The organism is Streptomyces sp. MP131-18, from assembly GCF_001984575.1.
GTDB classification, from domain to species: domain Bacteria; phylum Actinomycetota; class Actinomycetes; order Streptomycetales; family Streptomycetaceae; genus Streptomyces; species Streptomyces johnsoniae.
On the sequence record NZ_LZNS01000001.1, the window covers coordinates 3,393,371 to 3,413,587 of the forward strand.

Genomic DNA, 20,217 nt, shown 5'->3' on the forward strand with positions numbered 1-20,217 from the left:
TCAGTCGCGCCTCTCGGGGCGGAGGTCGAGCCCGATGTCCAGGATCGGGGCGGAGTGGGTGAGCGCACCGACCGCCACGTAGTCGACGCCCGCGTCCGCGTAGGCGCGCGCGGTGTCGAGGCCGAGGCGGCCGGAGGACTCCAGGGCTGCGCGGCCCGCGACGAGCGCCACGGCCTCCGCGGTGGCCTCGGGCGTGAAGTTGTCCAGCAGGATCAGGTCGGCGCCCTCGGCGAGCACGGGCTCGATCTGGTCGAGGTGGTCGACCTCGACCTCGACCGGCACGCCGGGGAATTCCTCGCGGACCTTGCGGAACGCCTCCGCTACGCCGCCCGCGGCGATCACGTGGTTGTCCTTGATGAGCGCGGCGTCGGACAGGGACATGCGGTGGTTGACGCCCCCGCCGCAGCGCACGGCGTACTTCTCCAGGGACCGCAGACCCGGCGTCGTCTTACGGGTGTCGCGGACCCTGGTCGAGGTGCCGGCGAGGGCGTCCGCCCAGGCCGCGGTGGCGGTGGCGATCCCGGAGAGGCGGCACAGCAGGTTCAGCGCGCTGCGCTCGCCGGTGAGCAGGTCCCGGGTGCGGGTGGTCACGGAGAGCAGCACCTGGCCCGGCGCGACGCGGTCGCCGTCCGCGACGTGCCGTTCCACCTCGAACTCGTCGGTGCACACGATCGACAGCACCGCCTCGGCGACGTGCAGCCCCGCCACCGTCCCCGCCTGCCTGGCGACGAAGTCCCCGGTGGCCACCGCCTCCTCGGGAACGGTCGCCACGGTCGTGACGTCCACCCCGTTGTCCAGGTCCTCCTCGACCGCCAGATGCGCCACGTCCTCGACGTGCACCGGGTCGAGGCCGCCGGCCGTGAGCAGGTCGGCCAGGTCCGGGTCGAGCCCGCACTCCAGCGGGTCGTGCGCCGCGGCCTCGTCCCCGGCGCCGCAGCCGCAGCCCGCGCCGCAGCCGCCGGCCGCCGGTTCTTCGCCGGGCCGCGCACCGAGCGGCAGCAGGGTCAGCTCAACGGGCCTGGCGGGAGGGGTGTCGGGGCTGGTCACGGCTCGTGGGTCTCCAATTTCGCTGCTCCGTCCGCGCGGCGCGGTGCGGAGGTTGGTGGGTCCTGCGCGGCCGACAGGGCGCGGGTGGCAGGGAACGCGGTCGTGCCGGTGGGGTGAACGGCGAGGGCCGAGCCCTCGGCGGCCGGGGCCAGCGTGGCGACGAGGTGGCGCCGCCAGTGGGCATCGTCCCGCTCCGGGTGGTCCTCGCGCCAGTGACAGCCGCGGGTCTCGGGGCGCAGCGCGGCCACGGCGACCAGGACCCGGGCCACCAGGTGCAGGTTAGCCGTCTCCCAGGTGTCCGTGCCCGGCTCGGCCGGCTTCCTGTCGACGTCCGCCGCGAGCCGGTCGAGATCTGCCGCCGCGGCGGCGAGACCCGCCGCGGAACGCAGCACCCCGGCGCCCGCGGTCATCGCGCGCTGGATCGCCGTCCTGGCCGCGGTGGGCAGCAGCCCGGGCCCGCCGGGCGGCGGCGCGGGAACGGGCGGGCCCGCGGCCGGCCGGTCCGCCGCGACGGCCGCGGCGATGCGTTCGGCGAAGACCAGGCCCTCCAGCAGGGAGTTGGAGGCCAGGCGGTTCGCGCCGTGCACCCCGGTGCAGGCCGTCTCGCCGCAGGCGTAGAGGCCGGGCACCGTGGTGCGGCCCGCCAGGTCGGTGCGGACGCCGCCTGAGGCGTAGTGGGCGGCGGGCGCCACCGGCACCGGCGCGGTCACCGGGTCGATGCCGTGGGCGCGGCAGGCGGCCAGGATCGTGGGGAAGCGGCGCTGCCACATCGCGGCGCCGAAGTGCCGGGCGTCCAGGTACATGTGGTCCGTGCCCTGCTCGCGCATGCGGCGCGTGAGGGCCTTGGCGACGACGTCGCGGGGCGCAAGCTCGGCCAGCTCGTGCTGTCCGGCCATGAAACGGACGCCGGCGCCGTCGACCAGGTGCGCCCCCTCGCCGCGGACCGCCTCGGATATCAGCGGCTGCCGGCCCTCGGCCCCCGGGCCGAGGAACAGCACCGTGGGGTGGAACTGCACGAACTCCAGGTCGGAGACCTCCGCGCCCGCGCGCAGCGCGAGCGCCACCCCGTCGCCGGTCGAGACCGCCGGGTTGGTGGTGGCGGAGAACACCTGCCCCATACCGCCGGTGGCCAGCACCACGGCCGGGGCGTGCACGGCGCCCACGCCGTCCTGCCGCCCCTCCCCCATCACGTGCAGGGTGACCCCGGCCGTCCGGCCCGCGGCGTCCTTCAGCAGGTCGAGGGCCAGCGCGTTCTCGACGGTGTCGATGCCCGCCCGCCGGACCGCGGCCACCAGAGCCCGCGAGATCTCCGCGCCGGTGGCGTCGCCCCCGGCGTGCGCGATGCGGCGCCGGTGGTGGCCGCCCTCCCGGGTCAGGGAGATCCGGCCGTCGGCCTCCTCGTCGAACCGCGCGCCCAGGGCGATGAGCCGGCGCACCGCGTCCGGCCCCTCGGACACCAGCGCGCCGACCGCGGTCTCGTCGCACAGCCCGGCACCCGCCACGAGCGTGTCCCGCAGGTGCTGGGCCGGGCTGTCGCCCTCGCCGAGGGCGGCGGCGATGCCGCCCTGCGCCCAGCGCGTGGAGCCGTCGTCGAGGCGGGCCTTGGTGACGATCACGGTACGCAGGCCCGCGGCGGCGCAGCGCAGCGCGGCGGTGAGCCCGGCGACGCCCGAACCGACGACGACCACGTCGGCGCCGATCGCCCAGCCGGGCGCGGGGGCGGGCAGCGCGGCGGGCAGGGGTATGCCCGCGCGGACGGTCATGCGTTCCCGCCCAGGCCGAGGCGGACATTGTCGATGAGCCGGGTGGTGCCCACCCGGGCGGCCACCGCCATGATCGCCTCGCCGCGGTAGCCGTCCGGCACCTCGGTCAGGTCCGCCGGGTCGAGCAGGGCCAGGTAGTCGAGGGCCAGCGGCGGGTCGAGCGCCGCGGCGGCGTCGAGAACGCCCCGGGCCGCGGCGCGCGCCGCCGCGGGCGCGCGGTGCCCGCGCGCCGCGAACAGCGCGCCCGACAGCGCGAGCGCCGTGGTGCGCTCCGCCGGGGAGAGGTACCGGTTGCGGCTGGAGAGGGCCAGGCCGTCGGGCTCGCGGACGGTGGCGACGGGCACGATCTCCACGGGAAAGTCGAGATCGCGCACCATGCGGCGGATGAGCGCGAGCTGCTGCGCGTCCTTCTCGCCGAACAGCGCGTAATCCGGCCGGGTGAGGTGCAGCAGCTTGGCGACGACGGTCAGCATGCCGTCGAAGTGGCCGGGGCGGGAGGCGCCCTCCAGGCGCTCGCCCAGGGGCCCCGCCGCGACGCGGATCAGGGGCCGGCCCGCCGGGTACATCACGTCGTCCGCGGGCGCGAAGACGAGGTCGGCGCCGGCGGCCCCGGCGAGCTTCACATCGGCGTCGAGGGTCCGCGGGTAGCGGTCGAAGTCCTCGCCCGCACCGAACTGCAGCGGGTTCACGTACACGGTGACGACGATCTGCCCGTCCGGCCCGACCCGCTCGCGCGCGGCGTGGATGTTCGCCGCGTGGCCCTCGTGCAGGGCGCCCAGCGTCATCACGACGGCGCGCGGCGCGCCGGGGCGGTACCGGGCGTGCAGGTCCTCGGCGCGGTGCGCCACGGCTATGGTCATCGTTCTCCTCCGTCGTCCGTGCCCGCGGCGCTCCCGCCCGCGGCACCGTCCGCCAGCACCCCGAGCAGCGCCTCGGCCAGCTCCGGCTTCAGCAGGCCGCGGTCCAGGGCGCGGTCCGCGGTCGTGCGGGCCATCGCGAGGTAGCCGGCCAGCGCCTGCGGGGCGTGGGCGCGCAGCTCGGCGACGTGGGCGGCGACCGTTCCCGCGTCCCCGCGGGCGACCGGGCCGGTCAGGGCGGCGTCACCGGAACGCAGCGCATTGTCGAGCGCCGCGCCGAGCAGCGGCCCGAGCATGCGGTCGGGCGCGGAGACGCCCGCGGTGCGCAGCAGCTCAAGGGCCTGCGCGACGAGCGTGACCAGGTGGTTGGCGCCGAGGGCGAGCGCCGCGTGGTACAGCGGGCGGGCCCCCTCCTCGATCCACTCCGGCTCGCCGCCCATCTCGATGACCAGCGCCTCGGCGGCCAGCCGCAGCTCGGCGGGCGCGGTGACGCCGAACGAGCAGCCCGCGAGCCGCTGCACGTCGACCGGGGTGCCGGTGAACGTCATCGCGGGGTGCAGCGCGAGCGGCAGCCCGCCGGCGCGCAGCGCGGGGGCCAGGACGCCCGCACCGTACCGGCCGGAACAGTGCACGAGCAGCTGGCCGGGGCGCACCGCGCCGGTCTCGGCCAGGCCGGCGACCAGCGCGGGCAGCGCGTCGTCGGGAACGGTCAGCAGCACCAGGTCCGCGCGGGCCAGTACCTCGTCGGGGGCGACCAGCGGCACCCCGGGCAGCAGCGCCTCGGCGCGGCGGCGGGAGGCATCGGAGACGCCGGAGGCGGCCACCGGGCGGTGCCCGGCCAGGCTCAGCGCGGCCGCGAGCGCGGGGCCGACCCGGCCGGCGCCCACGACGCCGACCCGCAGGCGGGCGGGGCGGTCGCGCGCCTCGGTGCCCCTGGAGGAGTTGGCGGCGGCGTTCACGGCGGGAGGGCCTCTTTCTTCGCGCGTTCCGGTCCCCGTACTCGGTACCGGACGTCGGTCCAGCTTAAGGCCGCCCGCCACGGCCCGCGGGCCCCTCCCGCCCGGCGTCAGCGCCCGCCCGCCCTGACCAGCCCGGTCTCGTAGGCGAGCACCACGGCCTGCACCCGGTCGCGCAGGCCCAACTTCGCGAGGATGCGGCCGACATGGGTCTTCACCGTCGCCTCGGACACGAACAGCGACGTGGCGATCTCCCCGTTCGACAGGCCCTGGGCGATCAGCATGAGTACCTCCCGCTCCCGGTCGGTCAGCTGATCGAGCTCGGGGTGCGCATTCTGGTCGGGAACGGGCAGCAGCGTCACGAACCGGTCGAGCAGGCGGCGGGTGGTGGAGGGCGCGACGACCGAGTCGCCGCTGTGCACCGAGCGGATCGCGCCCAGCAGCTCGTCCGGCGGGACGTCCTTCAGCATGAACCCGGCCGCGCCCGCCTTGAGCCCGGAGAACGCGTACTCGTCGAGGTCGAACGTCGTCAGGATGAGGACCTTGGGCTCGCCAGGGCCGCCCTCGCCGCCCTGGCAGATGCGCCGGGTGGCCTCCACACCGTCCAGGCGCGGCATGCGCACGTCCATCAGCACGATGTCGATCGCGGTGGAGCGCAGCACCTCCAGGGCCTCGGCGCCGTCCCCGGCCTCCGCGGTGACCTCCATGTCCGGCTGCGCGGCCAGCACCATCTTGAAGCCGGTGCGCAGCAGCACCTGGTCGTCGACGAGCATCACGCGGATCGGCATGGTCGTTCCCCCTTCGTGTCCTTCGCGCTTCGTGTCCTTCGCACCGGTCATTCGACGCCCGTCAGCGGCAGCGTGGCGCTGATCCGGAAGCCGCCGCCCGGCCGCGGCCCCGCCACCAGCACGCCGCCGACCATACCCACCCGCTCCCGCATGCCGATCAGCCCGTGCCCGAGCCCGTCGAGGCCGCGCTCCTCGTACAGCTCGCGCTGCGCGCCGCGCCCGTCGTCCTCCGCCAGGACGGTCAGCGCGTCAGGACCGTACGCCAGCCTGACGGTCGCGCCGACGTCCGGGCCGCCGTGCTTGCGCGAATTGGTCAGCGCCTCCTGCACGATGCGGTACGCGGTCAGCTCGACGCCGCTCGGCAGGGGCCGCGGGGTGCCCTCTATGCGGAAGTCCACCGGCAGCCCGCTGTCCCTGACCTGGTCGACCAGGTCGGCCAGCTGCTCCACGCCGGGCTGGGGCACGTAGTCCTGTGCCGTGCCCTCGCCCGTCTCGCTGCGCAGCACCCCCAGCAGGCGCCGCATCTCGGTCAGCGCCTGGCGGCCGGTGCCGGAAATCGTCTGGAGCGCGTTGCGCGTCTGGTCGGGCGCGGTGTCCAGCACGTAGGCGGCGCCGTCGGCCTGCACGACCATCACCGACACGTTGTGTGCGACGACGTCGTGCAGCTCGCGGGCTATGCGCGCCCGCTCGGCGGCCACCGCAATGCGCGCCTGCGTCTCGCGCTCCATCTCCAGGCGGTGCGCCCGCTGCTCCAGCTCGGCCCAGTAGGCGCGGCGGGTGCGCAGGGAATCGCCGAGCACCCAGGCCAGGCAGAACGCGATGGTGAGGAAGACGATACTGACGACCGTCTCGGCCGCGGACTGCCCCTCCGTCTCGTTGGGCCAGCGCAGGGAGGACAGGGTGGGGGCACCGAGCGACATACCGAGCGCCAGCCACGAGGGGCCGCGCGACGGGCGGGAGGCGACGGTGAAGATGATGACGAGGAACGCGAAGTTGGCCGGGAGCGGCGGGACGTCCGCCGCCAGCTGGTACAGGCCGGTGCCGATGGCGAGGACGAGCATGTGCTCCGGCTTGCGGCGGCGCAGGGTCACGACCACGGCGAGCAGCACGGCCGCGAACATGCCGCGCCACTCCGGCCGGTGGTACCCGCCATTCTGCTCGCCCAGGGCGATCGCCATGAAGGAGACGAGCAGCAGTACGAACGCCCAGGAGCCGTCGACCCAGGTCGGGTGACGGCGCAGGAAGTCGTAAAGCCGGTTCACGTCACCCAGAGTAGGCACGATGTCCAGCTCGGGAGTCAACCGGACGACCGATACGTGAAGCCGTCAACTACTCCTCAAGGTGGACGATGGGTGGGGAACGTGGTGAGAGTCGATGAGCCTGCCGCGCCGTGGCGGGCGGCCGCCGAGCGGGCGCTGTACGGGCCCGGGGGCTTCTTCGTCAGGGAGGCGCCGGCGGCGCACTTCAGAACGGCGGTGCACGCGTCGTCGCAGTTCGCGTGGGCCGTCGCGCGGCTGCTGATACGCGTGGACCGGGCGCTGGGGCAGCCGGCCGTGCTGACGTTCACCGACGTCGGGGCGGGCCGCGGCGAGCTGGTCGCGGGCGTCGTGGAGGCGCTGCCGGAGGCGGTGGCGGACCGGCTGCGCCCCTGCGCGGTCGAACGGGCGCCGCGCCCGCCGGGGCTCGACCCGCGGATCGAGTGGCGCACGCAGCCGCCGGAGGGCGCGGAGGGGCTGCTGTTCGCCAACGAGTGGCTGGACAACGTGCCGCTCGACGTCGCCGAGACGGACCCGGACGGCGTGCCGCGCTACGTGCTGGTGACGCGGACCGGGGAGGAACGGCTCGGCGCCCCGGTCGGGGGCGCCGACGCCGCGTGGCTGCGCCGCTGGTGGCCGGCCCCGCCGGAGCCGGGAACGCGGGCGGAGATCGGCCGCCCGCGCGACGCGGCCTGGGCGGCCGCGGCGGGCAGCCTGGCACGCGGCCTCGCGGTGGCCGTCGACTACGCCCACACCCGAGAACGGCGCCCGCCGCTCGGCACGTTGACCGGCTACCGGGAAGGGCGCACGGTGCGGCCGGTGCCCGACGGCGGCTGCGACCTGACGGCTCACGTGGCGCTCGACGCCTGCGCGGGGCCGGGCGCGGTGCTGCTGCCGCAGCGCGCCGCGCTGCGCGCGCTGGGGGTGGACGGGCGGCGCCCGCCGCTCTCGCTGGCCGCCGAGGACCCGGCGGCCTACCTGCGGGCGCTCGGCCGCGCGGGCCAGGCGGCCGAGCTGACCGATCCGGCGGGCCTCGGCGGCTTCACCTGGCTGGTGCAGCCCGCGGGCATCGCGAGTCCGCTGCCCTGACGCCCCGCGGGCCGCTTGTCGATCTACTTGTCGATGTCGCCGACGACGAAGAAGAACGACCCGAGGATCGCCACCATGTCGGAGACCAGCGTCCCCGGCAGCAGCTCGCCGAGCGCCTGGATGTTGTTGAACGAGGCGGAGCGCAGCTTCAGCCGGTACGGGGTCTTCTCGCCCTTCGAGACCAGGTAGTACCCGTTGATGCCGAGCGGGTTCTCCGTCCAGGCGTAGGTGGCGCCCTCGGGCGCCTTCAGCACCTTCGGCAGCCGCTGGTTCACCGGTCCCGGCGGCAGCTCGGCCAGCCGGTCCAGGCACGCGTCGGCGAGGTCCAGGGCGTTCCGCGTCTGGGCGAGCAGCACCTCGAACCTGGCGAGGCAGTCGCCCGCCTCCCTGGTCTCGACGCGCAGCACGTCGCCCAGCTCGCCGTAGGCCAGGTACGGCTCGTCGCGGCGCAGGTCGAAGTCGACGCCGCTGGCCCGCGCGATCGGCCCGGACACCCCGTAGGCGTGCACGGCCTCGCGGCCCAGCACGCCGACGCCGCGGGTGCGGGCCCGGAACACCTCGTTGCCCAGCAGCAGGTCGTCGAACCGGCCCAGCCGCCCGCGGACGGCCGCGACGGCCTCCCTGGCGCGGCCGGTCCAGCCGGCGGGCAGCTCGTCCTTCAGGCCGCCCACCCGGTTGAACATGTAGTGCATCCGGCCGCCCGAGACCTCCTCCATGACCTGCTGGAGGCTCTCCCGTTCGGTGAAGGCGTAGAAGATCGGCGTCAGGCCGCCCAGTTCGAGCGGGTAGGAGCCGAGGAACATCAGGTGGTTGAGCGCCCGGTTCAGCTCGGCGAGCAGCGTGCGCAGCCACACGGCGCGCTCGGGGACCTCCATGCCGAGCATCCGCTCGACGGCGAGCACCACGCCCAGCTCGTTGGCGAAGGCGGACAGCCAGTCGTGCCGGTTGGCCAGCACGATGATCTGCCGGTAGTCGCGCGCCTCGAACAGCTTCTCCGCGCCCCGGTGCATGTAGCCGATCACCGGCTCGGCGTGGGAGATGCGCTCCCCGTCGAGCACCAGACGCAACCGCAGTACTCCGTGCGTCGCGGGGTGCTGCGGCCCGATGTTCAGCACCATGTCGGTGCTCTCCGCGGCCCCGCCGACTCCGACCGTCGTCTCCGCCATGCGCGTCAGTCTTCCACCTCTCCGCGCCGCCCGTACCCGCTCTAAGCTTGCGGACTATGGACACGGTGGCACAAGGACCACGCGACGGGGGGTCCGATGCGGCCGGCGAGGACTGGCAGCCGGTCCGGCCCGCGCTGCTGCGCATGCGGCGGCTGCTCCTCCTGATCTGGCTGATGCCGCTCGCGGTGGCCGGCGGCCTGCTGCCGCCGCTGCTCGGCGCCGGGGTCTGGGCGCTGCTGGCGGTGCCGCCGCTGGCCGCGGCCGGGTGGGGCTGGGGCGCCCTCGGCCGCAACTGGCAGTCCTGGCGGTATCTGGAGCGCGACGACGACCTGCTGATCAGCCGCGGCGTGCTGTGGCGCAAGCTGACCGCGGTGCCCTACGGCCGGATGCAGCTGGTCGAGGTGACCTCGGGGCCGCTGGAGCGGAAATTCGGCCTGGCGCGGCTTCAGTTGCACACCGCGGCGGCGGCCACCGACGCGACCGTGCCCGGCCTCGACCCGGCCGAGGCGGAGCGGCTGCGCGACCGGCTCACGGAGCTGGGCGAGGCCCGTTCGGCGGGGCTGTGACGTGAGCGACGGCTCGGAGGAGTTCCCCGCGGGCCAGGGCAAGCGGCTGCATCCGCTCACGCCGTGGCGGCGGGCCTGGGCGCCGCTGGCCGGCCTGTTCGCCGTGGCGCTCCAGAACGCCGACCAGATCGGCTCCTGGTCGGGCTCGCTCGGCCTGGTCTGGCCTGCGCTGCTGGTGCTGGCGGTGCTGCTGTGCGCGGCCTGCTACGGCTGGCTGTCCTGGCGCGTCACCCGCTACCTGGTCACCGACACGGAGCTGCGCATCCGCACAGGACTGCTGTTCCGCCGGGCCGCGCACCTGCGCCTCGACCGCATCCAGTCGATCGACATCACCCGGCCGCTGCTGGCCAGGGCGCTGGGCGTGGCGAAGCTGAAGATGGACGTGGTCGGCTCAGGATCGGCGGACGAGCTGGCGTTCCTCGACGAGAACGAGGCCCGGGAGCTGCGCGCGGAGCTGCTGGCCCGCGCCGCGGGGATCGCGCCGGAGGCGGCGCCGACCGCGGGCGAGGCGCCGGCCAGGGAGCTGTTCCAGGTCGATTCGCGCACCCTGGCGTGGGCGCTGGCGCTGCTCGGCTCCACCTGGGGTTTCCTGCTGCTCGCCGTGGTCGTCACGCCGCTGATCTGGACGGCGACCTCCAGCGTCTTCGCCGCGCTGGTCGTCGTGCTGCCCATGCTGGCCGCGATCTGGCGCGCCGGGCTCGGCAGTTTCCTGAGCCAGTACGGCTGGACGGTCGGCGAGTCGCCCGACGGGCTGCGGCTCGACCACGGCCTGCTCCAGCGCGACCACGCGACCGTGCCGCCCGGCCGGGTGCAGTCGGTGCGGCTGGTGGAGCCGCTGCTGTGGCGGTCGCGCGGCTGGGTCAGGGTCGAGCTGGAAGTCGCAGGCGCGGGGAACGAGAGCGGTCTGCTGCTGCCGGTCGCCAGCCGGGAGGTGGCCGCCGCGCTGATCGGCCGCATCCTGCCCGCGGTCGACATCGACGAGGCGCTGGCCTCGGTCGGCCGGGCGCCGCGCCGCGCCCGCTGGGCGCTGCCGGTGTGGCGCGTCGGCTACGGGCACGGCGTCACGGACACGGTGTTCGTGGCGCGGCGGGGGCGCCTGCGGCGCACGCACACGCTGGTGCCGCACGCGAAGGTGCAGAGCGTCCGGATGACGCAGGGCCCGTGGATGCAGCGGCTGCGGCTCGCGGACATCCATGTGGACCACGGCGCGAACGGCACGGCGACCGCGCGCCTGGCGGACGCCGCGTACGCGGCGCGCGAGGTGGCGGCGCAGGCGAGACGTTCACGCCTCGGGCGCAGGGCCGCGGCTCCCGAACGCTGGCTCACCGGCCGGGACTGACCCGGCCGCCGCTGGCCGGCCGGGGCCGGTCAGCGGCGGGTCAGTGACGGGACGCGCGGCTCAGGACGCCCGGCCGCCGCCGGCCGCGACGAGCTTCAGCAGGGCCTCGGCGGCCGTCTTGACGTGTTCGCTGTCGCCGGGCAGCACGAAGATGCCGCGCGCTCCCCAGCCGGGCGAGACGTTGTACTTGGTGCCGTTCACCGTCAGGGCCACGGTCTTGCCGCGGGTGAACCGCACGAGGTTGCCCGCGACCTGGGGCAGCGGAGCACTGTCGATGGGCTGCTGGTCGCTGCCGAGCAGCGTCAGCGTGCCCTTGTCGACGATCACGTAGCCGTGCTGGGCAACGGGCTTGAGGCCCTTGCCTATCTGCACCTGATCGAAGACGTACTCCGGCTCGGCGCTGGTCATGACTCGCCCCCTGGCGATTCGTTGGGATGGATGGTCAGCGTGCCCGCGATGTCGTCGGCGGTCTCCTCCATCGAGGCACCGAGCGTCGGGCTCGACCAGGTGACCGTCAGTTCGACGAAGCCCTGGTCGTAGCCGGGCGGCACCACGTAATACGAAACGTACTCGTTCATCACCCGGCGGCCGTCTTCGCTCCGCTCGTTCAGCACCAGTTCGTGCACGCGGCAGGCCGGCCCGGCGGGCAGCTCGACGATGCTGACGAGGGGGTCACGGTAGCGGTAGGGCTGCGGCTGGGCCGCGAGCTCGGCCATCGCCTCGACCGTGCTCTGGTCCGCGGGCGCGGGCACCGGCGCTACGAACGCGGTGACCGGTACCAGCGGTCGCGAACTGAGCGGCTCCGGCGGCACGTAGACGGCGATGGGCGACGCCTCGCGCTCCAGCGCGCCGTCGCGGATCACCTGCAACTCCGGGTACACCGCCTCCGCGTAGTCCTGGCTCAGCTCGCCACCGCGGTCGGCTATCGCCTGGGCGGCCTGCTCGGCCGTGTCGGTGGCCTTCATGTCCAGCTGAATCCAGAACTCCTCCGGATGCTGGAACGCGGCCACCCACGGGTGGGCGGGCTCCTTCGTCAGCGCATCGGTCACGGCGTCGCAGCTCCTTTTCCGCCGGAGGCCGCTCCCCCGGGCTCCATGTTCGGCGCCGGTCCGGCCGGGACCAGCCGGTTCAGCGACCACTTCCGGACGGCGCCCCTGACCGCGTACGGTACGGCACCGATGGCGAACGCCAGTCCGAAGATGACGAGGAACAGCGGTCCCTCCACATCGCCGCCCGCCCCGACGAAGAAGGCCGGGACCACGCCCACCGCCACCACCGACGCCATCAGCGCCGAGTAGGCGAACGTGTCGTTCAGCGCATAGTCGCCCGTGCGCCACGGGCGCGCGGTGCGGTCCGCCTCCTGCCGGCCGGGGAAGGCGCGCAGCTCCTGCCGGCGCAGGCCGATCCCCGCCCGGTGGCAGAAGTCCGTGAGCCGCGTCAGCTGCGGGTCGCCGCCGAACCAGGTGTCCCCGTGCAGGAACGCCAGCACCGCCCGCCGCCGGTCGACGAGCGCGACGCCCCACGGCCGCCCGCCGTCCTGGAGCACCACGGCCTCCCGCACCCCGAGCACCGGGTCGGCGGGCGGCGGCAGACGCCGCTTCACGTTCTGGGCGGTGCGCAATTCGAGCGCGTCCGCGACCAGCCGGAGCGATGACCTGCCCAGGAACCCCCGGGTCACCGGCACGCCGGGGCTCGGCCGCAGCTCGGCCACGGCCGGCTCCTCCCCGCGCGGCGCGGCGAGGCCGAGCAGGAACGCGGCCCCGGCCGTGCACAGCGCGAAGACCAGGAACGGCAGCGAGACCAGCAGTTGCCAGGCGCCCTCCCCCGAGCCGAAGCCGCCGACCGCGAAGGCGGCGAGCATCAGCACGAGGAGCTGTGCAAGCGCGAAGAACAGCAGCAGCACCGCCGGCCCGTCCTTGGGTCCTGGCCGCAGCGTGCCCGCGAACTCCGGGGCGCGCGGCGGCTCCTGTCCGGGGGACTCGTGCACGGCAAGACCCTGGTGCCGCAGGAAGTCGGCCATCCCGGACAGTTCGAGGAAGTCCTCGCGCCTGGAGTCGTTCCTGACCGAGGGGAACGTGTCGGGCGCGTCGAGCGGCACCGGCACGGCCCCGTTCGGCAGCCAGTCGCTCGGCAGGAGGCAGGCGAGCGCCCGCCCTGTGCTATCGCAAAGGTGCACGCAGCCGCCGGACTTGTTGATCGCGCCCTTGCCGAGGTCCCGCAGCCGAGTGCGGGCCGCCGAGGAGCAGGGCCGCCCCTTGAGGTGCACGGCCGAGGCGACGCCCTGCGGTCCCAGCGGCCAGGCGTGGGTGCGCGCCCGCCCGCGCACCACAAGCCGGCCCGCCTCGGCCGCGACCCGCGCCCGCCGCAGCACGCCCCAGCGCACCAGGGGGCGCTGGGCCGCGAACAGGGCGGGCTGCACCGCGTTCACCGTGCGCCGGCCCCCGCCGTCTCGTTCACCAGCGGGTGGTCGCCGTCGGAGAGGCCGGGCCAGTCCGCGAGCGAGCCCACGCCCTCCACGCCGAACAGGCCGATGTTGCTGGCCGCGGCGCCCGCGGCGGCGGACCCGGCGACGGCGCCGCTCGACGCACCCAGGCCGCCGACGTCCGCGCCTGCGTTGGCCGCGCGTCCCAGGGCCAGCGCGTCGTCCGCGGCACCGGCCTGGCCGAAGAACTGGTGCGCGCCCGCCTGGAGCGAACGCCCGAGACCGGCTTCGCCGATGGTGCCCGGGATGTTCCGCAGCCCGGCGAGGCCCTGGGAGAAGCCGGTGCCCCAGTTGCTTCCGCTCCGCAGGACGCTCATGCCCTGCGCCACATCGCCGCCGAGGCCGCCGAACCCCGCGCGCCCCCAGCCGAGCAGGCCCGACGGGCGGGCGAACGTGCCGCCGGCCCGGCCGGCCAGCGCGGCGCCGTCGCCGACGACGTCCGCCGCGATGGCGTTCCGCGCGGCCCGGTTGCCGGTGGAGATGCGCATGACGTTGCGGAACGCGCCGAAGCGGGCGACACCGCCCGCGCGGCCGAGCGTCGAGGTCAGCGCCCGGCCGGCGCCGAAGGTGAGGATGCCGATGAGGTCGAGGCCGACGTTCAGCCACTTGCCCTGGAGGGCGTTGCCGATCAGGGAGAAGACGCCCGCCACCAGCCCGATGACGCCCAGGATTCCGGCCAGGGCCTGCCCGATGACCGGAATCCAACTGACAAGCAAGGCGAGCACCCCGCAGATGGCGGCGATCCTCCCGGCCCATTCCCCGATGACGATGAGGACGTTCTTGATGACGTCGAGGACTTCCCCGACCTTGTCCCAGAAGCCGTCCTTCAGGCCGTCGCCGCCGATGAAGTCGCCGATGGCGTCCGCGGCGCGCTGCGCGGCGGCGTCCTTGTCCTCGATGACCTCCCGCAGTCTGACCCGCAGCCGGTTCAGCTCGGCCTGGGCGCCGTCCAGTTGCCCCTGGAGGCTGTTGACCTGCTGGTCGGCCTGGTCGGCCAGGTCCTCGGCGTTGTCGGCGTCCGAGTCGGCCGCGTCCTGCGCGTCCCGCTCGGCACCCTCCAGCCGGCTGCCCAGGCTGTTGATCTGCTCCTGGGCCTCCTGGGCCTGGGTGCGCAGCGTGAGGCTCTCGTTCTGCGCCTCCTGCAGCTCGGGCCAGTAGCCGGCCAGCGCGGTGGCGGCGGCGTCGTAGCGGCCCCAGGCCTTCCAGACGTCATCGGACAGCTCGGTGGCCTTCTCCCGGAAGGCCGTGCCGGCATCGGACTGCCAGCCGCTCTCGCTGTCGGTCACCTCGCCGAGCAGCGTGCGGGCGCGGTCGATCGCGTCCGCCGTGCGCCGGTAGCGCGCGGCGGCCTCCTGCACCATCTCCCAGTCCCCGGGGATCGGGTCGCGCCCGTCCTCCGCCAGCGGGAACCAGTCTGCCGGCCTGCCGCTCACCCGTTGCCCCCTTCGAGCGCGCGGACCAGCTCCTCCTCGATGCCGTCATACCCGTCGGCGGCCTGCTGGGCCTTCTCGACGAAGCTCTCCAGGCTCTCCATCAGCTTGTTGCGGTGTATTCGCCAGTTCTCCGAGAACTGCTCCAGCTCGTGGGCCAGATCGTCGTGACTCACTTGGTCGGCGTAGTCGGACGCGATGTCCTCCGAGTTCTCAAACTCGGTGGCGACCATGCGCAGCTTGTTGGCCAGCTCACGGACTTCGTCCACGGTGACATCGAGGTCGGCGGACATTCCCCCTCTTTCCTCACATTCGCGGGTCCGGCCAGCCGCCCGCTACTTCTACTTCGACCACCGGAACGAACCGGCGATGGCATCGAACATCTGCACCTGCGCATCGGCCAGCTCCCGCAGCGGGGCGCTGAACGTCAGCACCAGCCACGCGGTCGAGCGCGGCACGGGCAGATAGAACTCCAGCAACGTGTTGGGACGCTCTTCGCTCTGTCCCAGTTCCTTGGAATCGTCGCTGAGTTCGAGCCGGCGGCTGCGCACGGCCTCGCCGGACGGCAGCTGCACGACCGAAACGTCGGCGTCACCGCGGTACTTGTCCCGGATGCCGTCGGCCAGCATGGCCGTCGGCAACTGCTGGGGCATCGAGGGGTCCTCCGGCTCGGCCGTCACCATGAGGCTGGCGGGAATCGGCACGCCGAGCGCCGCATGGGTGGAGAGGTAGATCTCGATGGCGTCCCGTTCGGCGGCGGAATCCGTGACATTGGTCATGAGCTCGCGCAATTCGCGCCGCTTCGTGGCCATTTCGTCCCGGTTCGGATACGCGAGGTCCACCAGCACGGCGACGGCCCTGGCCCGCTTCTCCTCGGAGCGCAGGGGGATGCGGAACCAGTCCGTCGGCGTGATCATGTGGTAACGGGTGGGCGGAGCCACGCTTTCCGCTTCTTTGCCGCTCTCGGCTCTGCCGCCCTCGGCGCCCGCCTCGGTTCGGCCGTCCCCGGCCTCGTCCCTCACGTGTTCATCCGCCAGTGCCACGCGGAACTCCCCCGGTCGATCGCACACATACACATCAGTGTGGTGACCGTACCCAATCGGCCGATGCGCCAGCAACGGAGGGGGCGGACCGGTCAGCCGATTCCGGTGAGCCCTCCGCCGTCCTCCCCCTCGCCGCCGTCCCCGCCGTCCTCGTCCTCGCGGTCGATGAGCACGGGGGAGCCGTGGTGCGACCACACCTTCCACCCGCCGTCCCCGTCGCGGCGGAAGACGTTCGTCGCCACCACCAGGCCGCCGACCAGCGGCCCCGCCGAGCCGTCGGCCTCCGCCGGGCCGCCACTGAGGATGTTCTCCGTGCAGGTCACCAGCGCGGTGTCGCCGAGGACCGACACCTCGACGTCGGTCAGGAAGAACTGGATGTACTCGGTGTTCGCCATGATCAGCGCATAGGAACGGATCACGTCGCCACGCCCGTTGATCACCGGCCAGCCCGGGTGCACCACGCTCACGTCCTCCGCCAGCCAGTGCTCGGCCATGGCGTCCAGGTCGCCGCGCTCCAGCGCGTCGTACAGCGCGGTGTTCGCCGCGGCAACCGCCTCGACGTCCGTCCGCGCCCCGCTCACCGGGCGCCGCCCGCCGCGCCCGCCACGGCCCGGACGACCCGCACCGCGTCCGCGCTGGCCCGCACCTCGTGCACGCGCACCGCCCACGCGCCCGCGTGCGCCGCGAGCGCGGACACCGCGGCCGTCGCCGCGTCGCGCTCGCGCGCCGGCGGCGGCGCGGCACCCGGCCGGGCCAGCGCCCGGCCCAGGAACCGCTTGCGCGAGGCCGCGATCAGCACCGGCAGCCCCAGCTCCTCGCGCAGCCGGCCGGTCGCGGCGACCAGGGCCAGATCGTGCTCGGCCTGCTTGGCGAAGCCGAGGCCCGGGTCCGCGATCAGCCGCTGGGGGTCGATGCCGCCCGCGACCGCCCGTTCCACACTGGTCCGCAGCTCCGCCACCACCTCGCCGACCACGTCCGCGTAGACGGCCCTCTCGTTCATGTCGATGCTCTGGCCGCGCCAGTGCATCACCACGAACGGCACCCCGGCCGCCGCGACCGCGGGCACCATCGCGGGGTCGGCCCGGCCGCCGCTCACGTCGTTGACCAGGCGCGCGCCCGCCGCCACCGAGGCGCGCGCCACCGAGGCGCGCATCGTGTCGACGCTGACGACGACGCCAAGACCCGCCAGCTCCCGCACCACGGGAACGACCCGCCGAAGCTCCTCCGCCTCGTCCACCCGCGTCGCGCCCGGCCGCGTCGACTCGCCCCCGACGTCGATCAGATCCGCGCCCTCGGCCACCAGGTCCATGCCGCGCTTGACCGCGGACTCGGCGTCGAACCACCGTCCACCGTCCGAGAACGAGTCCGGTGTGATGTTGACCACCCCCATGACCGCGCAGCGGTCCCAGCGGGGCAGGCCGGACGCGTGACCGTGCGAGTAGCTCATGTCCCCAGAGTAGGGGCTGCGCATGCCCCGCCGGACGGCGTTCGGCGCCGGAACGGGGCGGGAACAGCCCGGCGGCGGGTGGTGCTGACCGAGTGGGCCGGGCGTCGCAGGTAGATTCGAATTCCCTTCAGTTTCCCTTCAGTGGCTCAGCCGGCGGGCCACCGACCGATCGGAGTGATCGCCGTGGACCGCATCACCCTGCGCGGCCTGCGCGCCAAAGGCTTTCACGGAGTGCTGCCGCGGGAGCGCGCCGAAGGGCAGCTGTTCGTCGTCGACGTGGTGCTGGGTCTCGACACCCGGCCGGCGGCGGCCTCGGACGACCTCGCGCGGACGGTCGACTACGGCGCGGTCGCCGAGGAGGTCACCGCCGTCGTCTCCGGCCGGCCGTGTGACCTGCTGGAGACGCTGGCCCAGCGCATTGCCGACCAGTGCCTGTCGCACGGCGCGGTGCGGGAGGCAGAGGTGACGGTGCACAAGCCGCAGGCGCCGATCACCGTTCCTTTCGACGACGTGACCATCACCATCAAGCGGAGCCGAGCATGACCCCCAGCAACGCCGCTTCATCCCCCGACCCGACCGTGCAGCCGGTACCGGCCTCGGTGGTCCAGCAGGTGGACGCCGCCGATTCGACGCTGCACAACCCGAAACGCGCCGTCCTCTCCCTCGGCAGCAACCTGGGCAACCGGCTGGAGACCCTCCAGGGCGCGGTCGACGCGCTCGCCGACACCCCGGGGCTGCGCGTCAAGGCGGTGTCCCCCGTCTATGAAACCGACCCGTGGGGCGTCGATCCCGGCAGCCAGCCCACCTACTTCAACGCCGTCGTGATCCTCAAGACGACCCTGCCGCCGTCCTCCCTGTGGGAACGCGCGCAAGCCATCGAGGAGGCGTTCGAACGCGTGCGGGACAGCCGCTGGGGTCCGCGTACCCTCGATGTGGACATCGTGACCTACCAGGGCGTCGTCTCCGACGATCCGGCGCTCACCCTCCCGCATCCGCGGGCCCACGAGCGGGCGTTCGTCCTGGTGCCGTGGCACGATGTCGACCCGGACGCCGAGGTCCCCGGCCACGGCGCGGTGGCCGGTCTGCTTCCCGCGCTGGCCGGACAGGGCGTCAGGCTCCGCGCGGACGTCACGCTGGCGCTCCCGGACTAGCGGCCCACCGGCCCGGGGACGCCGGCCCGGGGACGCCGGCACCACTGCACAGGCACGACTTCACGACGAGGGGCGCGAACAGCGGTGAACCAACTGCGGATCGGGACACTGGCCGGGCTGTTCGCGGCCGCCGTCGGGCTGAGCTGGGCCGGCGCGGGGCTGTGGGAGTCCCTGGGCAACACACCGCCCGCCGTACCGCTGCTCTCCCCCGTCATCCTCGCCCTGATCGCCGCCGCCCTGCTGGCGACGGCCCTGTCGCTGCGCTCGCGGCTGCGCGCGCAGCACGAACGCCGCCCGGGAGCCAGGCCCGTGGACCGGATGATGGCGGCCCGCGCGGTCGTGTTCGGCCAGGCGAGCGCGCTGGTCTCGGCCCTCGTCGCCGGCGCGTACGGCGGCTTCGGCCTCTTTCTCGTCATGGAGCGCCTCGACGTCGCCAACCGCCGCGACCAGGCCATCTACGCGGGCCTCGCCGTGCTGGCCGGCGCCGCCGTGGTCGCCGCCGCCCTCTTCCTCGAACGCGTCTGCCGCCTGCCCGACGGCGACGAGAACAGCGAAGGCAACGGCAACGGCCCGATGGGCTCCCCCGTCTGACCGGCGCCGGCGCGCCGTCGGGTCAACGCGCGCGCGCCGGGGCGCCGAGGGCGCTGTCCAGCTCCACCTCGGCCCGCGAGATGTCCTGCGCGTCCGCGTCGATCGACCGGCGCAGCGCCTCGTGCAGGCTGCTCGGCGTCAGCACGCCGAGGAACCGGTCCTCCTCGTCGAGCACGGCGATCCAGCCCGCGTCGTACTGGAGCATCATGCTGAACGCCTTCTTCAGCGAGGCCCCGAGCGGCAGCCACGCCTCCATCCGCCGCGCGTGCCCCGCAACCGGCTCCGACGTGTCCGCGGCGCCCCGTTCCTCGTCCTCGCGGATGGGCACCCAGCCGTGCAGACCGTCGTTCTCGTCCAGCACCACCGCCCAGCGCGCGCCCTCCGCGCGCATCCGCGCGACGGCCCGGGCCATCGGGTCCGCCAGGTGCACCACCGGCGGCTGCTCCAGGTCGCCCTTCTCCACCGGGGTGACCGACAGCCGCTTCAGCCCGCGGTCGCTGCCGACGAACGAGGCGACGTAGTCGTTCGCCGGGGCGCCGAGCACGGCGGCGGGCGAGTCGAACTGCTCGATCCGCCCCTGCCCGTACACCGCGATGCGGTCGCCGAGCCGCACCGCCTCCTCGATGTCGTGCGTGACGAACAGCACGGTCTTGCGCACCTCGGCCTGGAGCCGCAGGAACTCGCTCTGGAGCCGCTCGCGGACCACCGGGTCCACCGCGCCGAAGGGCTCGTCCATCAGCAGCACCGGCGGGTCCGCGGCGAGCGCCCGCGCCACGCCGACCCGCTGCCGCTGCCCGCCGGAGAGCTGGTCCGGGTACCGGTCGCCGTGGACCGCCGGGTCGAGGCCCACCAGGTCGAGCAGCTCGGCGGCGCGCTGCCTGGCCTTGGCCTTCCGCCACCCGAGCAGGTGCGGAACGGTGGCGGTGTTGTCCAGCACGGTGCGGTGCGGGAAGAGGCCCACCTGCTGGATGACGTAGCCGATCCGGCGGCGCAGCTGCACCGGGTCGTACTCGGCGACGTCCTTGCCGTCGAACAGGATGCGGCCCTCGGTGGGCTCCTCCAGCCGGTTGACCATCCGCATGGTGGTCGTCTTGCCGCAGCCGGACGGCCCGACCAGGGTGACCAGCTCCCCCTCGGCCACCTCCAGGTTCAGATCGTCGACGGCGACCGTCCCGTCCGCGTAGCGCTTGGTCACATGCTCGAACCGCAACATGTTCATCATTCTGTCAGGTTCACCGTCTAGGGT

22 protein-coding genes are annotated in these 20,217 nt (G+C 74.3%); 6 read left to right on the top strand and 16 right to left on the bottom strand.

Annotated elements, in window-relative coordinates; genetic code table 11:
• The 6 genes from nadC to STBA_RS15120 form a co-directional block, all read right to left on the bottom strand.
• Positions 1–1,047: a carboxylating nicotinate-nucleotide diphosphorylase gene (gene nadC / locus STBA_RS15095; RefSeq protein ID WP_077059749.1), complete on the bottom strand. Its 1,047-nt coding sequence runs from the start codon at positions 1,045–1,047 to the stop codon at positions 1–3.
• A complete protein-coding gene (locus STBA_RS15100) occupies positions 1,044–2,810 on the bottom strand; it encodes an L-aspartate oxidase (RefSeq protein ID WP_077059750.1) in 1,767 nt (588 codons plus the stop codon). Before STBA_RS15100 ends, nadC begins: the two co-directional genes overlap by 4 nt.
• A complete protein-coding gene (gene panC / locus STBA_RS15105; RefSeq protein WP_077059751.1) occupies positions 2,807–3,670 on the bottom strand; it encodes a pantoate--beta-alanine ligase in 864 nt (287 codons plus the stop codon). Before panC ends, STBA_RS15100 begins: the two co-directional genes overlap by 4 nt.
• Positions 3,667–4,626, bottom strand: a complete 960-nt coding sequence (locus STBA_RS15110) for a DUF2520 domain-containing protein (protein ID WP_077059752.1) — start codon at positions 4,624–4,626, stop codon at positions 3,667–3,669. Before STBA_RS15110 ends, panC begins: the two co-directional genes overlap by 4 nt.
• 107 nt (positions 4,627–4,733) lie before the next feature.
• A complete protein-coding gene (locus STBA_RS15115; RefSeq protein ID WP_077059753.1) occupies positions 4,734–5,411 on the bottom strand; it encodes a response regulator transcription factor in 678 nt (225 codons plus the stop codon).
• Between the two features lie 47 nt (positions 5,412–5,458).
• Entirely contained in the window at positions 5,459–6,673 is a 1,215-nt protein-coding gene (locus STBA_RS15120) for a sensor histidine kinase (protein WP_077063339.1), read from the bottom strand.
• Positions 6,674–6,775: 102 nt separating this feature from the next.
• Between STBA_RS15120 and STBA_RS15125 the strand changes: the two genes are divergently transcribed.
• Positions 6,776–7,756 carry an SAM-dependent methyltransferase gene (locus STBA_RS15125; protein WP_253194736.1) on the top strand — a complete coding sequence of 327 codons (981 nt, stop codon included), beginning with the start codon at positions 6,776–6,778 and terminating at the stop codon, positions 7,754–7,756.
• 23 nt (positions 7,757–7,779) lie between these two features.
• Here STBA_RS15125 and STBA_RS15130 read toward each other — a convergent pair whose 3' ends face one another.
• The gene (locus STBA_RS15130; RefSeq protein WP_077059755.1) at positions 7,780–8,922 is read right to left on the bottom strand and encodes an NADH-quinone oxidoreductase subunit D; all 1,143 of its coding nucleotides are present in this window, start codon (positions 8,920–8,922) and stop codon (positions 7,780–7,782) included.
• A 143-nt stretch (positions 8,923–9,065) separates the two neighbouring features.
• On the opposite strand from STBA_RS15130, the gene STBA_RS15135 reads away from it, so the two are divergent.
• Positions 9,066–9,488 carry a PH domain-containing protein gene (locus tag STBA_RS15135; RefSeq protein WP_253195235.1) on the top strand — a complete coding sequence of 141 codons (423 nt, stop codon included), beginning with the start codon at positions 9,066–9,068 and terminating at the stop codon, positions 9,486–9,488.
• A gap of 1 nt (position 9,489) precedes the next feature.
• On the top strand, positions 9,490–10,827 hold the full coding sequence (locus tag STBA_RS15140; RefSeq protein ID WP_077059757.1) for a PH domain-containing protein: 1,338 nt from the start codon (positions 9,490–9,492) through the stop codon (positions 10,825–10,827).
• Between the two features lie 60 nt (positions 10,828–10,887).
• On the opposite strand, the gene STBA_RS15145 is transcribed toward STBA_RS15140, so the two are convergent.
• The 8 genes from STBA_RS15145 to folP all read right to left on the bottom strand — a co-directional run bounded on the left by STBA_RS15145 (position 10,888) and on the right by folP (position 17,229).
• Positions 10,888–11,235: a hypothetical protein gene (locus tag STBA_RS15145; protein WP_077059758.1), complete on the bottom strand. Its 348-nt coding sequence runs from the start codon at positions 11,233–11,235 to the stop codon at positions 10,888–10,890.
• On the bottom strand, positions 11,232–11,876 hold the full coding sequence (locus tag STBA_RS36515) for a hypothetical protein (protein ID WP_077059759.1): 645 nt from the start codon (positions 11,874–11,876) through the stop codon (positions 11,232–11,234). Before STBA_RS36515 ends, STBA_RS15145 begins: the two co-directional genes overlap by 4 nt.
• Positions 11,873–13,246: a hypothetical protein gene (locus tag STBA_RS15155; RefSeq protein ID WP_143659486.1), complete on the bottom strand. Its 1,374-nt coding sequence runs from the start codon at positions 13,244–13,246 to the stop codon at positions 11,873–11,875. Before STBA_RS15155 ends, STBA_RS36515 begins: the two co-directional genes overlap by 4 nt.
• 5 nt (positions 13,247–13,251) lie before the next feature.
• Positions 13,252–14,742 (bottom strand): hypothetical protein, encoded by a 1,491-nt coding sequence (locus STBA_RS15160; protein ID WP_077059761.1) that lies wholly within the window; start codon positions 14,740–14,742, stop codon positions 13,252–13,254.
• Positions 14,739–15,032, bottom strand: coding sequence for a type VII secretion target (locus STBA_RS15165; protein WP_077059762.1), 294 nt, complete (start codon positions 15,030–15,032; stop codon positions 14,739–14,741). Before STBA_RS15165 ends, STBA_RS15160 begins: the two co-directional genes overlap by 4 nt.
• A gap of 48 nt (positions 15,033–15,080) precedes the next feature.
• Positions 15,081–15,782 carry a hypothetical protein gene (locus tag STBA_RS15170; protein ID WP_077059763.1) on the bottom strand — a complete coding sequence of 234 codons (702 nt, stop codon included), beginning with the start codon at positions 15,780–15,782 and terminating at the stop codon, positions 15,081–15,083.
• A 92-nt stretch (positions 15,783–15,874) separates the two neighbouring features.
• Complete coding sequence (locus STBA_RS15175; RefSeq protein WP_077059764.1) at positions 15,875–16,363, bottom strand: nuclear transport factor 2 family protein; 489 nt, start codon at positions 16,361–16,363, stop codon at positions 15,875–15,877.
• Complete coding sequence (folP, locus tag STBA_RS15180; protein WP_077059765.1) at positions 16,360–17,229, bottom strand: dihydropteroate synthase; 870 nt, start codon at positions 17,227–17,229, stop codon at positions 16,360–16,362. Before folP ends, STBA_RS15175 begins: the two co-directional genes overlap by 4 nt.
• Positions 17,230–17,412: 183 nt before the next feature.
• Here folP and folB point away from each other — a divergent pair, with 183 nt between their 5' ends.
• From folB to STBA_RS15195, 3 genes are all read left to right on the top strand, one after another.
• On the top strand, positions 17,413–17,772 hold the full coding sequence (gene folB, locus STBA_RS15185) for a dihydroneopterin aldolase (RefSeq protein WP_077063340.1): 360 nt from the start codon (positions 17,413–17,415) through the stop codon (positions 17,770–17,772).
• Positions 17,769–18,380 carry a 2-amino-4-hydroxy-6-hydroxymethyldihydropteridine diphosphokinase gene (folK, locus tag STBA_RS15190; protein WP_077059766.1) on the top strand — a complete coding sequence of 204 codons (612 nt, stop codon included), beginning with the start codon at positions 17,769–17,771 and terminating at the stop codon, positions 18,378–18,380. Before folB ends, folK begins: the two co-directional genes overlap by 4 nt.
• An 84-nt stretch (positions 18,381–18,464) precedes the next feature.
• Positions 18,465–18,971 (top strand): DUF3180 domain-containing protein, encoded by a 507-nt coding sequence (locus STBA_RS15195; RefSeq protein ID WP_077059767.1) that lies wholly within the window; start codon positions 18,465–18,467, stop codon positions 18,969–18,971.
• A gap of 22 nt (positions 18,972–18,993) precedes the next feature.
• Here STBA_RS15195 and STBA_RS15200 read toward each other — a convergent pair whose 3' ends face one another.
• On the bottom strand, positions 18,994–20,184 hold the full coding sequence (locus STBA_RS15200; protein WP_077063341.1) for a betaine/proline/choline family ABC transporter ATP-binding protein: 1,191 nt from the start codon (positions 20,182–20,184) through the stop codon (positions 18,994–18,996).
• Positions 20,185–20,217: the final 33 nt, after the last annotated feature.